Below are 13503 nucleotides of genomic sequence, written 5' to 3'. Positions count from 1 at the left end.
GCCGCCGGTTATCGAAGTATCCTGCTGCGGGAATAGACTGGAAGAATTAACGGGTTCGGAGAGGTGCTCCATTGGAAGAACGTGCGACGTCGGTGCCATCAGCGCCGGCGGATAAGGCTCCAGGCCAGGGTTCGCAGACTGGTGTGGTGGCTGCCGGACGCGCCGATCCGCTGGTCCCCGTGGACAGCTCGGGCGCACGCCCCACGTTCCCCGGCCGCCGCGAACGCACCCGTTCCCGGCTTGCCCGCCTGACCGGGCGCGGAGTCCCCGCCTATTCCCCCATTCTCGAGCCGCTGCTGCGCACCGTGCGCGCCAACAACCCCAAAGAGGACTTCGACCTCATCCAGCGTGCCTTCGTCGTGGCGGAGCGCTGCCACCGGGGACAGAAGCGTAAGAGTGGCGATCCCTACATCACCCATCCCGTGGCGGTGGCGACCATTCTGGCGGAGCTGGGGCTCAGCGGGACCACGCTGGCGGCGGCGCTGCTGCACGACACCGTCGAGGACACCTCGTACACGCTGGAGGACCTGAAGGCCGAGTTCGGGCCGGAAGTCGCCATGCTGGTCGACGGTGTCACCAAGCTGGACAAGGTCAGTTTCGGCGAGGCAGCGCAGTCTGAGACCGTGCGCAAGATGGTCGTGGCCATGGCCAAGGACATCCGCGTCCTGATGATCAAGCTGGCGGACCGGCTGCACAACGCCAGGACCTGGCGTTTCGTTTCGGCCGAGTCCTCGGCACGCAAGGCCCGGGAAACGCTGGAAATTTTCGCCCCGCTGGCGCACCGGCTCGGCATGAACACGATCAAGTGGGAACTGGAAGACCTTTCCTTTGCGGCCCTCTACCCCAAGGTCTATGAGGAGATCGTGCGCATGGTGGGGGACCGGACCCCCGAGCGGGAGAAGAACCTCTCCGTCATCCGGAACCAGATCACCGAAGACCTGCGCGAGGCCAAAATCAAGGCCACCATCACGGGCCGGCCGAAGCACTACTACTCGATCTACCAGAAGATGATCGTCCGGGACAAGGACTTCGACGACATCAATGACCTGATGGGCGTCCGCGTCCTGGTCGACTCCGTCCGGGACTGTTACGCGGCCCTGGGTGCCATGCATTCGCGCTGGAACCCCCTGCCGGGGCGGTTCAAGGACTACATCGCGATGCCCAAGTTCAACATGTACCAGTCGCTGCACACCACGGTGATCGGCCCGGGCGGCAAGCCTGTGGAGATCCAGATCCGCACCCACGAGATGCACCGCCGCGCCGAATACGGCGTCGCCGCGCACTGGAAGTACAAGGATCAGCCGAACCGGGCGGCCGAAGGGCCCGGAAGCCCGCGCGACGGCGACATGGGCTGGCTCCGGTCACTCGTGGACTGGCAGCAGGAAACCTCCGATCCCGGCGAGTTCCTGGACTCCCTGCGTTTTGAAATCAACGCCCGCGAAGTCTTCGTCTTCACCCCCAAGGGCGAGGTCATGGCGCTGCCCGCCGGCTCCACGCCCGTGGACTTCGCCTATGCCGTCCACACCGAGGTGGGACACCGGACCATCGGCGCCCGCGTCAACGGCAAGCTCGTCCCGCTCAACAGCGAACTGAACCACGGCGACTGGGTCGAAATCTTCACCTCCAAGGCCGAGGGTGCCGGGCCCAGCCAGGACTGGCAGCACTTCGTCAAGAGCGCCCGGGCCCGCAACAAGATCAGGCAGTGGTTCAGCAAGGAACGCCGCGAAGAGTCGATCGACCGTGGCAAGGAACTGCTGACCAAGGCGATGCGCAAGCAGAACCTCCCGCTGCAGCGCCTGATGACGCACGACGCCCTCGCCGCAATCGCCGAGGACTTCAAATACGTCGACATCTCCGGGCTCTACGCAGGCGTGGGGGACGGGCATACCTCCGCCCAGTCCGTTATGGAACGCCTGGTGGAGAGCCTCGGCGGCAATGACACGCCCGAGGACGACCTCACCGAGATTTCCATTCCCACCCAGGTCACCAAAACGCGGTACTCCGATTCGGGCGTCGTGGTGCGCGGGGTGGACGACGTCTGGGTCAAACTCGCCCGTTGCTGCACCCCGGTACCGCCGGACCCGATCCTGGGCTTCGTCACCCGCGGCTCCGGCGTCTCCGTGCACCGGACGGACTGCACCAACGTCAGCGGCCTCCTGGAGCAACCTGACCGGATCGTCGAGGTCGAGTGGGCTCCCACGCAGTCAAGCGTCTTCCTGGTCGAAATCCAGGTCGAAGCCCTCGACCGCAAGTCGCTGCTCTCGGATGTGACCAGAATCCTGTCGGAGAACCACGTCAACATCCTGGCGGCCAGCGTGCATACGTCCACGGACCGGGTGGCCATCTCCAAATTCGCCTTCGAGATGGGCGACCCCAAGTACCTGAGCCACGTCCTGAGCGCCGTCCGCCGCATCGACGGCGTCTTCGACGTCTACCGCACCACCGGCAACCGGCGGCGCAGTTGAGGCTCGTTTAACTGCCGGTGATCCGACGCTAGGGCGCCGGGCCGGCCTGTAACTCTTCGAGCTTTGACAGGGCCGCCTGCCTGTACGGCATCCTGGGGGTGGCTTCAACGGCGTGGACAAGAAGCCGCAGCCGTAGCCCCAGCTCGGGCTTGGCCAGGAGTGCCTGCAGGGCCGGCAGGGCCCGCCCGGGTTCGACATGCAGTGCGATGTCCACTGAGGTCCGCAGCGGGCTGGAGACCATCAGCCCGCCCAGGCTCACGACGTCGAACGGGCCCAGGCGCCCCTCATGGAAAGTGCAGCCCCTGGTGGACCGCAGACTGGAAATCCGCCGGTTGGCATCCACCAGCAAGGCGAGCCGGTCCGGTTCAGGGGCGCAGCCATAGATCCAGGCCGCCGTCATCCTGCCAGCGACGACCCGCTGGCGGATGCCAGGACTAATGAGGACAGACGCCGCGCGGGCGCGGAGCTGCGGAGTGGGCCGCGTGCCCGGCGGCAGATAGCCGCGCTGGTACAGCTGCGTCAGCACGCCGTCGGACGCCATCGCCTGGAGCTCGGGCCAGGAGAACAATGCCCCCGGAGAGTACAGCTCGGATGGTGGCGGGTCAGGCGATGGAGGGCCGTGAAGAATGACCATTCAGCCATCCTGTCGGCTCCCCGGCCAAGCAAACAGGCCCCGATCCGGTCATGTGGATAACCGGTGCGGGGCCTGCTGCAACGTGCTTCAAAAAAGCCGGGCGCCGGGCTGCTTGCTGCTAGGAGAGCTCGCTTGCTGACTTCTCGAGCTGTTCCAGCCAGGCCTCACGGGCCTCGAGGGCTTCCTTGGCGGCCTTGATTTTGCGATCGTCGCCGGCCTTCTCGGCCTTGGCCAGGTCATCCCTGAGCCCGGCGATGGCAGACTCCAGCTGCGTGAGCGCGCTGTTGGTGCGTGCCTTCGTCTCCGGGTTGGAGCGCTTCCAGTTCTCATCCTCGGCATGGCGGACGGCGTCTTCGATCTTCCGCAGCCCGGCTTCGACGCGCCCCATGTCGGCGCGGGGAACCTTGCCGGCTTCTTCCCAGCGGTCACGGATGGACTGGAGCGCCTTCTTGGTGGCGGCGAGGTCCTTGATCGGAAGCAGCTCGTTGGCTTCGACCAGCAGGGCCTCCTTGACCACCAGGTTGGCGCCGTATTCCTGGTCGATCTCGTCGTTGGCTGCCTGGCGGTGGGTGAAGAAGACATCCTGGGCGGCACGGAACCGGGCCCAGAGTGCGTCGTCGTCCTTGCGGCTGGCGCGCGGCGACGCCTTCCACTGGTCCATCAGCCGGCGGTATTCACCGGCGGCAAAGCCCCAGTCCGTCGAGGTCGACAGGGCCTCGGCCTCGGTGATCAGCTTCTCCTTGGCGGCCTTGGCTGCCGAGTTGGTGCTGTCCAGCTGGGAGAAGTACGCCCGCCGGTGCCGGTCAAAGACGGTACGTGCGGCACGGAAGCGCTTCCAGAGGGCGTCCTCGTTGCTGCGTCCGAGCCGGACACCGCTCTTCTGCGCGGTCTTCCAGCTCTCGAACAGTTCGTTCATCCGGGCGCTTGAGGTTTTCCACTGGATCTGGGCCGGATCGTGGCCCGCGATCTCTTCAGCCTCGGCCACAATCGCCTCGCGGGCGGCGAGCTCGGCGGCGCGGACGGCGTCGTGCTCGGCCTTCTCGGCCTTCTCAAGCTCGGAGATCTGCGTGGCAAGAGTGTCCAGGCGGGCCTCGGCGGAGCGAAGGTCGCCCACCATGTTGCGCTCGGCCAGCTGCTCGCGCAGGTGGGTGACGGTCTTCTGCATGTCCGTGGCGGGCGCCTTGGAGCTCACACGCTGTTCCAGCAGGACAATCTGCGCCACGACGTCGTCGTACTTCCGGGCGAAGTAGCCCAGGGCCTCGTCATCGCTGACGCCGGGGTACTGGCCAACGGGATGTTCCTCGCCGTCGACAGTCAGGAACACGTGGCCGTCGCCCTCGACACGGCCCCAGCGCGCGGCTTCGGCGAGCGAAGCGGCAGAGGACACGGTGGCCGGGGCGGCTGCGGGAGCTGCCGGGGAGGGCTTCGCCTTAGGCCGGGCGGCGAACGCTGCCGGTGACGGCGCGGGACGCGGCGCGGCGGGAGCCTCAGGAGTTTCGGCGGCCTCAGCGGCGGCGGGGGCCTCCGGCGCAGCTTCCGCGCCAGGAGCTTCTTCCGCGGCAGGAGCCTGAGGAGTTGCAGCAGCTTCAGCGGCGGGCGCCTCAGCAGCCTCAGCTGCGTCCCCGGCTTCGGCCGTAGGGGCTTCAACCTCGGGCTCGGGGGCCGTCTCCGGCCCCGTGCTGGTGGGAGTGTCTGTCGCCTGTGCTGTGCCGTGTGCTGTGCTGTGTTCTACGAACTTAGCCTCAGCTTCGGTCTCGTTGGCAGCTGCTGCTGACACTGTTTCGTCGGATTTCTGACTGTCTGTCACCGCTAGAAGTCTTTCGCTTGGAGGGAAATACCGGGGCCGGGGCCACAAGGGCAACGGCTGGTTACTTCAGAGAGAACGAGTCTATCGTGACTGGTTCCGCAGGGGCGCCGTCTGAGGCGTTATCACCCGGTTTTAGTCCGGCGGCCGCAATATTGGCCACCACCTCCAGTCCCGAGGTCACCTTCCCCACCACGGTGTAGCCACCCGCGGCGTCGGCCGGGATGACGGTGTCCTTGTACACAATGAAGAACTGCGTGCCGTTCCCGTAGGCGTTCCCGCCACTCCTGGCGACGGCGATGGTTCCGGCCGGGTAGCTGTTGTCCTGCGGGGTGTTCTCCAGCGGGCCCCAGGTAAAGCTCGGATCGCTGCTGCCGTCGCCGGCCTTGGAACCGCACTGCAGCACGCCGAACGTCTCGGCCGTGGTCAGCCGGTGGCAGTTGAGCCCGGCGTAGAAGTTCTGGTCCGCGAGGGACTTGAAGACGGCGGCTGCCTGGGGCGCGTTGGTGCCGTCCAGTTCCACGCCGAGCGTGCCGCTGTTGAGCTTGAGTTCCCCGGTGAAGGTCTGGCCTGCAGCCGTTTCAGGCTTCGGGATGTTGTCGGCGTTGCTGGGGGAGGCCGACGGTGTGGCCGTGGGAGTGGTCAGCCCGGCCTGGGCGGCGGCGTACTCGTCCTCGGTGGGATTGGAGGAGAAGACGGTCAGCTGCAGCACCAGAGCAACGGCGACCGCGGCCGTGCCTGCGCCAATGGCCAGGACGTTGTCGCGCTTGCGGCGCTTGTCCTGCTCCTTGCGCAGCTCGCGCTTCGCCTCCATTTGCTGGACGCGCCGCTTGGCATCGCGGGCGCTCCGTGAACTGGACGCCAAAAGTCCTCCTGGGTGTCGGGCCGAAACCGGGCAGCGCGGTGGCGCCGTCGCGTGTTCAGCGGTAAAGCTGCCGGCAGTCGGGGCGGATCCGGCCGCATTGGAAGTTGCGGGCGCGGAACGCATAAACTGACTGCCGCACACAGTTTATGCATGACCGGCCTGTCTGCCGCCCATCTGATCCCCGTTTCGGACGGCCCGTTTAGGCCGCAACGCGGCGCAGGAGACTCCGGCCGGTTTTACCTGAGGAGAAAATCCACCATGGCACGCACCGCCTCCCTGTCCGGATTCCCCGAGTGGCTTCCCGAGGAGCGGCTGGTGGAGCTGCATGTGCTGGACACGCTGCGCAGGGTCTTCGAACTCCACGGTTTTTCCTCCATTGAAACCCGCGCGGTGGAGACGGTCGGGCAGCTCCTGCGCAAGGGCGAGATCGACAAAGAGGTCTACGGACTGAGCCGGCTCCAGGACGACGACGACAGCGCCACAGGCACTGCAACAGGCGCCGCCAAGTCACCCAAGGGCGATCCGCACGCCTTGGCCCTGCACTACGACCTCACCGTGCCGTTCGCCCGGTACGTCGTCGAGAACGCCGGCTACCTCGCCTTCCCGTTCCGCCGCTACCAGATTCAGAAAGTCTGGCGCGGGGAGCGTCCGCAGGAAGGCCGTGCCCGCGAGTTCACCCAGGCCGACATCGACATTGTGGGCGACGGCGAACTGCCGTTCCGTTACGACGTCGAGATTGCACTGGTCATCGCAGAGGCCCTGAGTGCCCTGCCGATCCCGGCTTTCCTGCTCCGGATCAACAACCGGAAGCTGGCCGAGGGCTTCTACAACGGCATTGGACTCACCGACACCGCCGGTGTGCTGCGCAGCATCGACAAGCTCGAGAAGATCGGCCCGGCCAAGGTGGCCGACCTGCTGAAGTCCGAGCTCGGAGCCACCGACGGGCAGGCCCAGTCCGCCCTCAAACTGGCCTCGATCCGCACCGGGGACACCTCCTTCGTGGAGCAGGTCCGCGCTCTCGGCGTCAGCAACGAACTGCTCGAGGAGGGCCTGGCCGAACTGGAGCAGGTCATCGCCGCTGCCGTTCAGCGCGCGCCCGGCAAGGTTGTCGCCGATCTCAGCATCGCCCGCGGCCTGGACTACTACACCGGCACCGTGGTGGAAACTGTCCTGGTGGGCCACGAACAGCTCGGATCGATCTGCTCCGGCGGACGCTACGACGCCCTCGCCAGCAAGGGGAACCGCAAGTTCCCCGGCGTCGGCCTTTCCATCGGCGTGACCCGGCTGGTCTCCCGGATCCTCAGCCAGGAACTCGCCCAGGCAACCCGGTCCGTGCCGACCGTCGTGCTGGTGGCGCTCAACAGCGATGACAGCTGGGGCGCGGCGCAGGACGTCGCCGCGGAGCTGCGCAGCCGCGGGATCGCCACCGAGGTTGCGGCCAAGGCCGAGAAGTTCGGCAAGCAGATCAAATTCGCGGACCGCCGCGGCATCCCCTTCGTCTGGTTCACCGACGACGACGGCAAGCACCAGGTCAAGGACATCCGCTCCGGCGAACAGGTCGACGCCGATCCGGCCACCTGGGCTCCGGCCGCGGAGGACCTGCACGTCCGGGTCCTGAAAGCCTAGGCGGCCGCTTTCCGGCGCCGCAGCACCAGGAAGCGCCCGGCCACGCCGACGGCCAGCACTGCCGCCATGCCCAGCACCGAGGCGGGCGGCAGGGTCACGGCCAGCAGCAGGCAGCCGAGGAAGCCCAGCGCGTTGAGCCAGCGCGGCGCATGCCAGGGACGCGCGGCCAAGGTGAAGGCGGCGGCATTGGTCACCGAGTAGTAGACCAGCACGCCGAAGCTGGAGAAGCCCACAACGGTCAGCACATTGGTGGTCAGCAGCAGCGCGATGACGGCGGCCGCGACGGTCAGCTCGGCGAGGAACGGGACCGAGTGCGCGCCGCCCACCCGGGCCAGCGGGGACGGCAGGTCACGTTCCCGCGCCATCGCCATCGCGGTCCGGCCCACTCCCGTGATCAGTGCCAGCAGCGCGCCGAGGCACGCGGCTGCCGCGCCCGCCTGCACGAACGGGGCCCCTGCACTGAGCTGCGAGCTGGTGACGGCGTCGAGCAGCGGCGCCGTCGACCCGGCCAGCTGCTCCGCCGGCAGGTACCACTGCAGCAGCAACGCCAGCCCGAGATAGATGACGAAGGCCGCGGCCAGCGCCGCGAGAATGGCCCGCGGAATGGTGCGGGCGGGATCCTTGACCTCTTCGCCCAGCGTCGCGATCCGCGCATACCCGGCGAAGGCAAAGAACATCAGCCCGGCCGCGGGCAGCACCCCCCAGCCGCCCGCCGCGGCGCCGGCTGCACCGGCAGCGCCGCCGTCACCGCCAGGTGCAGCATGCGGCCCCAGAATCGCTGCGGCCGCCACGAACGCAAGGGTGGCGAGGACCACGCCCAGCAGGATCCGGGTCAGCAGCGCCGTCCGGGTGATCCCGAGCAGGTTCACGCCGGTCAGCACCACGACGGCGGCCACCGCCAGCGGCGTCGCGTATTCCGGTGCCACATAGTGGCCGAACGTGAGGGCCATCGCCGCGCAGGAGGCGGTCTTGCCGGTCACGAAGCCCCAGCCGGCGATGAAGCCCGGCCATTCGCCCAGCCGCTTCCGCCCGTAAACATAGGTGCCGCCGCTGGACGGGTACTGGGCGGCCAGCTGGGCCGACGCCACCGCATTGCAGTACGCGATCACACCGGCCAGGGCCACCGCGGCGGCCAGCAGGGGACCGGCCAGGGCTGCGGCGGGCGCGAAGACCACAAACACGCCGGCGCCGAGCATGGAGCCGAGCCCGATCGCCGTCGAATCCAGAACACCGAGGCGGCGCTGCAGCTGCCCGGGTGTGCGCGGGTCAGGGGAGGGGGTGCTCTGATGGCGGCTTGCCATGGCGGGAGGGGCCTTTCCAGCGGGTAAACTCGAACGGGATCGTTCCAGTAGCGATCCTATTGAACATGAGTTCTGATTTCCCTCTGTCTTCTTCAGAAAGGCGTGCTGTGCTGCGCACACATGACCTCGGATCCCTTCGCTCCGAGCACATTGGACAAACCGTAACCCTCGCCGGCTGGGTCGGCCGGCGTCGTGACCACGGTGGTGTCGCCTTCGTGGACCTGCGCGACGCTTCGGGGGTGTCCCAGGTGGTCGTCCGTGAAGAGGAAGTCTTCCACGGGCTGCGCAACGAGTACGTGCTGCAGGTTACCGGTACCGTCTCCCGCCGCCCCGAGGGCAACGAGAACCCGGCGCTGGCCACCGGCGAGATCGAGGTCATGGCTGAGAAGGTCACCGTCCTCAACACCTCCGAGCCGCTGCCGTTCCAGATCGACGAGCACGTCGAAGTCGGCGAGGAAGCCCGCCTCAAGCACCGCTACCTGGACCTGCGCCGCCCCGGCCCCGCCCGCAACATGCGCCTGCGCTCCGAAGCCAACCGCGTGGCCCGCGAACTGCTCCACCAGGACGGCTATGTCGAGATCGAAACCCCGACGCTGACGCGTTCGACGCCGGAAGGCGCCCGCGACTTCGTGGTACCCGCACGCCTGGCGCCGGGTTCCTGGTACGCGCTGCCGCAGTCCCCGCAGCTGTTCAAGCAGCTCCTGCAGGTCGGCGGCTTCGAAAAGTACTACCAGATCGCCCGCTGCTACCGCGATGAGGACTTCCGCGCGGACCGCCAGCCGGAGTTCACCCAGCTCGACATCGAAGCCAGCTTCGTCGAGCAGGACGACATCATCCGGCTCGGCGAAAGCATCGTCAAGGCACTGTGGAAGCTGATCGACGTCGAGATCCCGACGCCGATCCAGCGCATCACCTACCACGATGCGATGGCCCGCTACGGTTCGGACAAGCCGGACCTGCGCTTCGGCCTGGAACTCACCGAGCTGACCGAGTTCTTCAAGGACACCAACTTCGGGGTCTTCAAGGCGCCCTACGTCGGTGCCGTCGTGATGCCGGGCGGGGCCTCCCAGGCCCGCCGTGCGCTCGATGCCTGGCAGGAATGGGCCAAGCAGCGCGGCGCGAAGGGCCTGGCCTACGTCCTGTACAAGGAAGACGGCGAGCTCGCCGGCCCCGTGGCCAAGAACCTGACCGACACTGAGCGCGCCGGCCTGGCCGAGGCCGTTGGCGCCAAGCCGGGCGACTGCATCTTCTTCGCCGCCGGGGACAAGTCACCGTCCCGCGCCCTGCTGGGCGCCGCCCGCGTGGAGATCGGCCACCGCACCGGGCTCATCAACCCGAGCGACTGGGCATTCTGCTGGGTGGTCGACGCCCCGATGTTCGAGCCGGCCGCAGCGGCCGTCGCATCCGGTGACGTCGCCGTCGGCGCCGGGCAGTGGACCGCCGTGCACCACGCGTTCACGTCGCCCAAGCCCGAGTTCATGGACAGCTTCGACAAGGATCCCGAATCCGCGCTGTCCTATGCCTACGACATCGTCTGCAACGGCAACGAAATCGGCGGCGGCTCCATCCGTATCCACCAGAGCGAGGTGCAGGAACGGGTCTTCGAGCTGATGGGCCTGGACAAGGCGGATGCGCAGACCAAGTTCGGCTTCCTGCTCGAGGGCTTCAAGTTCGGCGCTCCTCCCCACGGCGGCATCGCGTTCGGCTGGGACCGTGTGGTCGCCCTGCTGGCCGGAGTGGAGTCCATCCGCGACGTCATCGCCTTCCCGAAGTCCGGCGGCGGCTTCGACCCGCTGACCCAGGCTCCGGCTCCGATCACGGCGCAGCAGCGCAAGGAAGCCGGCGTGGACTTCAAGCCGGAAGCCAAGAAGGCTGACGGCACCAAGTAGGCTGACCTGATCAGCAGCAAAGGCTCTCCGGGCAACCGGGGAGCCTTTGCTGTCGCATCTGCTGTACTGGAATTCCCGCGGGAAGGCCGGACGTTGTGCCTGTCGGAAGGGGCCCCATGGAAACAAAGCCGATGACCGGGCTTGAGGCGCTGATGGATGCCGCGTGGCCCGCCGCCGAGCGGGAGGAATCCGGCGGCTGGGTGCTCCGCGCTGCCTCCGGCGTGACGCAGCGCGCCAACTCCGTCTGGCCCCGCGAGCCCGGAGCGGACCCCCATGGGCTGCTCGCCGGGCTCAGGGAAGCACGCCTCTGGTACCGGAACCGCAGGCTGCCGCTGATCTTCCAGGTCTTCGAGGACCCGCGCTACGCGCCGCTCAACGCCGTACTGGACGAGGAAGGGTTCACCCGCCAGTCCGAGACTCTCGTGCTGGTCCGGGACGGCGGGACGGACTCGCCGGCCCTTGACAGCGGAGTGGAAATTTACGCCGAACCCTCCCCGGAGTGGCTGCGGCTTTGGTGGAGCGTGGACGGCCGCGGCGACGACACTGCCCTCGACGTCGCCCGCGGGATCCTCGAACGTTGTCCGTCGCTGTACGCCCTGGCGCGCGACGACGACGGCCGGCCCGCCGCCGTCGGACGCCTTGCCCTGCCGCCGGGCGGGACGGGCGGGCTGTACTGCATGGCGACCCGGCCGGATGCCCGGCGGAATGGCCATGCCACGCGGATCCTGCACGGCCTGCTGCGCGAAGGGGACGCCCGGGGCCTCAGCGGCTACTGGCTGCTGGTGATGGCCTCCAATGCCGGCGCCCGGGAACTCTACGCCCGCGCCGGTTTCCAGGCAGCCGGCCGGTACCTGTACCGGCAGGAACGGCCCAGGCGGCACCTGACCGGCTGCTGAAACGGCGCGCTTCAGGTTGCCTCGGCGCCTGATGCTTCCCGGGACTAGTCCTCCCTGGCTGGCCGGAGGGCGAGAAGGACTGCCTGCGGCCTCGTTTCGTGCGCACGTGCTTGGCGTGTCATCTGAGCGATCACGGTGAAGCCGGCGCTGGTCAGGTGTCCGGCGATCACTTCTGGTGTGAAGAGATGGGCCTCTATTGAGACATCGTGCCCGTAGGCGTGTGAGAGATGCCGGTGTCCCTCGCCGACCTGGAAGCTAAGCAGTGCATGGCCCCCGGGCGCCAGGACGCGGAAAAACTCGGCAAAAATCCGGGGAAGATCCCCCGGCAGCGAATGGATAATCGAATACCAGGCAAATACTCCGCCCAGCTGCATGTCCGGGTACGGAAGTTCCGCTAGTTCGGCGACCTCAAAGGCGAGTTCCGGTGAGGTTTTCCGGGCCACGGCAATCATTCCAGCGGACAAATCAATCCCTGAAACGGCCACCCCCAGGGACGCCAGCAATCGGGTCATGCGGCCCGATCCGCAGCCGGCATCGACCACCGGACGGGCAGTCCCCTCGGTCAAATGTTGGACGAACGCTTCGATCATGCCGCGGTCCGTCGGTGCTTCGAAGCTGGCGTCGGGCAGCAAGCTCGCGTAGCTTTCCGCCACCGTGTCATACGTTGATCGGACGCTGTCAAAGTGATTATCAGCATTCATCTGGCCAGGCTAACGGCTCCTGTGTCAGTCAGGTGTGTCCGCGCCGACCACGCCGGCCAGCGGCCCGGACAGCCAATCCGGATCAGGTCATCAAGCCGGGAGTGCCTCTCGTCGGCACCGGGTCATTGTTCCCGCCGTTTTCCCCCAGGGGAACCCCGGGGACCGGGCCTTTCAGCACTGGGGGCCCTGATCGCTGCCGGAGAACAATCGGAGTGAATAGGGGCACTCGCCCTTTCGGCCAGATTGCCGGACCAGCCGTCGACGGCCACGATTCGTGGAGGCTCTCATGAAAGTTCTTATCGCGGAATCCGTAGCGATGATGGCCATTGGTGACGGCGTCCTCGGAGCGTTGTTTCCGGTGCAGCACTCGACCCGGTGGGAATTCGGTCCAGAGCCGTGGCGGAACTGCATGCGTATGTGGGCCAAGCATCCCGAACTGACGCGGGCAGTGAGTCTGCTCCAGGTCGTTGCGGGAGTCGTTTTGGCATCGCGCCTTCGTTCAACGCCCTCTAAGCGCTAGTCCGGCGGTTGGCTCACCTTCGACGCGCCAACGTCGTAATTCCGAACCAGCTCGACAAACAGCACCGATGAGGCCCGGAGGGCAGCCCCGGGTCGGACGTCGCCGTCGCCCGTCAGCTGACTTCGCGGAAGGAACGGCGGCCGCAGCTACGACGGCGGATCCGTCACCAGGATCCGTACGGCGCACAGGTCCGCCGCGGCCTTCTTCAGGACCGCGGCGCGGGGGTCCGGGACGTCCAGGAACGCCAGCCTCGGGCGTGCGGCGTACTTTTTCAGCACCGGTTCGGCGAGGACCTGTTCGGCAAGGGTCCGGTCGCCGCCGGGAGCCAGGTACTCGATCCGGTGGTCCGCGAAGATCCGGGCGGCATGGTCCGCCACGGCCTCCACCAGGGCATCGGCCTGGTTCGCCCGCCGCCGGGCAAAGCGCTGCTGGGACCAGCCTCCGGCAGCTGTCCGGGACTGGACATGCCGCGTCCCGGTCTTGGACGCGAGCACCGCCCCGCCGCTCACTACCGCCACGGAGTAGCCGCCGCGGCGGACCAGCACGGCTCCGATGCTCCGCGGCTGGGACGCCAGGGAGGCGAGGCGGGCGACGGCGTCGCCCCCGCGCCCGGGACGGCCGTCCACCGGCCACGGCGCCTGCAGCAGGGCCACGGCCCCATCCCCGGCACTCAGCTGCAGCCCGCCGTCGAGCTCCTCTTCGCTGAGGGGGCCGTGGCTTGCGGCGAAGCGCTCCACCCAGCCCGGCAGCCGGGCGCCGGAGACGAACGCCACACGGGTCTCGGTGGTTGTCATGGCGCGGG

The 13503-nt window shown here is 67.7% G+C and carries 10 protein-coding genes; 4 read left to right on the top strand and 6 right to left on the bottom strand.

Annotated elements, in window-relative coordinates:
• Window positions 1–71 precede the first annotated feature (71 nt).
• Window positions 72–2465, top strand: a complete 2394-nt coding sequence (locus AC50YC_RS04945) for a RelA/SpoT family protein (RefSeq protein ID WP_494952465.1) — start codon at window positions 72–74, stop codon at window positions 2463–2465.
• A 28-nt stretch (window positions 2466–2493) separates the two neighbouring features.
• On the opposite strand, the gene AC50YC_RS04940 is transcribed toward AC50YC_RS04945, so the two are convergent.
• The 3 genes from AC50YC_RS04940 to AC50YC_RS04930 form a co-directional block, all read right to left on the bottom strand.
• Window positions 2494–3033, bottom strand: a complete 540-nt coding sequence (locus tag AC50YC_RS04940) for a hypothetical protein (protein ID WP_494952464.1) — start codon at window positions 3031–3033, stop codon at window positions 2494–2496.
• A 184-nt stretch (window positions 3034–3217) separates the two neighbouring features.
• Window positions 3218–4906, bottom strand: a complete 1689-nt coding sequence (locus tag AC50YC_RS04935) for a DUF349 domain-containing protein (RefSeq protein WP_494952463.1) — start codon at window positions 4904–4906, stop codon at window positions 3218–3220.
• Window positions 4907–4967: 61 nt separating this feature from the next.
• Window positions 4968–5768 carry a peptidylprolyl isomerase gene (locus AC50YC_RS04930; protein WP_494952462.1) on the bottom strand — a complete coding sequence of 267 codons (801 nt, stop codon included), beginning with the start codon at window positions 5766–5768 and terminating at the stop codon, window positions 4968–4970.
• A 258-nt stretch (window positions 5769–6026) separates the two neighbouring features.
• On the opposite strand from AC50YC_RS04930, the gene hisS reads away from it, so the two are divergent.
• On the top strand, window positions 6027–7394 hold the full coding sequence (hisS, locus tag AC50YC_RS04925) for a histidine--tRNA ligase (RefSeq protein WP_494952461.1): 1368 nt from the start codon (window positions 6027–6029) through the stop codon (window positions 7392–7394).
• Here the strand turns inward: hisS and AC50YC_RS04920 are convergent.
• On the bottom strand, window positions 7391–8695 hold the full coding sequence (locus AC50YC_RS04920; RefSeq protein ID WP_494952460.1) for an APC family permease: 1305 nt from the start codon (window positions 8693–8695) through the stop codon (window positions 7391–7393). The two genes, hisS and AC50YC_RS04920, sit on opposite strands and share 4 nt — an antisense overlap.
• 107 nt (window positions 8696–8802) lie before the next feature.
• Between AC50YC_RS04920 and aspS the strand changes: the two genes are divergently transcribed.
• Both aspS and AC50YC_RS04910 read left to right on the top strand, forming a co-directional pair.
• Complete coding sequence (gene aspS / locus AC50YC_RS04915; RefSeq protein ID WP_494952459.1) at window positions 8803–10584, top strand: aspartate--tRNA ligase; 1782 nt, start codon at window positions 8803–8805, stop codon at window positions 10582–10584.
• Window positions 10585–10700: 116 nt separating this feature from the next.
• Window positions 10701–11480, top strand: a complete 780-nt coding sequence (locus tag AC50YC_RS04910; RefSeq protein ID WP_494952458.1) for a GNAT family N-acetyltransferase — start codon at window positions 10701–10703, stop codon at window positions 11478–11480.
• A 44-nt stretch (window positions 11481–11524) separates the two neighbouring features.
• On the opposite strand, the gene AC50YC_RS04905 is transcribed toward AC50YC_RS04910, so the two are convergent.
• The gene (locus tag AC50YC_RS04905; protein WP_494952457.1) at window positions 11525–12181 is read right to left on the bottom strand and encodes a class I SAM-dependent DNA methyltransferase; all 657 of its coding nucleotides are present in this window, start codon (window positions 12179–12181) and stop codon (window positions 11525–11527) included.
• Between the two features lie 666 nt (window positions 12182–12847).
• Window positions 12848–13495, bottom strand: a complete 648-nt coding sequence (locus tag AC50YC_RS04900) for an acVLRF1 family peptidyl-tRNA hydrolase (RefSeq protein ID WP_494952456.1) — start codon at window positions 13493–13495, stop codon at window positions 12848–12850.
• Window positions 13496–13503: the final 8 nt, after the last annotated feature.

It is taken from the genome of Pseudarthrobacter sp. MDT1-56 (genome assembly GCF_059383555.1).
Note: the sequence above shows the minus strand (reverse complement) of the source record. Positions and strands in the feature narration are given on the sequence as shown.

Excerpts from the sequence above, each read along its gene's own strand:
- hisS (WP_494952461.1), top strand. The coding sequence starts at position 6,027 with ATGGCACGCACCGCCTCCCTGTCCGGATTCCCCGAGTGGCTTCCCGAG.
- AC50YC_RS04920 (WP_494952460.1), bottom strand. The coding sequence starts at position 8,695 with ATGGCAAGCCGCCATCAGAGCACCCCCTCCCCTGACCCGCGCACACCC.
- AC50YC_RS04910 (WP_494952458.1), top strand. The coding sequence starts at position 10,701 with ATGGAAACAAAGCCGATGACCGGGCTTGAGGCGCTGATGGATGCCGCG.
- AC50YC_RS04905 (WP_494952457.1), bottom strand. The coding sequence starts at position 12,181 with ATGAATGCTGATAATCACTTTGACAGCGTCCGATCAACGTATGACACG.
- AC50YC_RS04900 (WP_494952456.1), bottom strand. The coding sequence starts at position 13,495 with ATGACAACCACCGAGACCCGTGTGGCGTTCGTCTCCGGCGCCCGGCTG.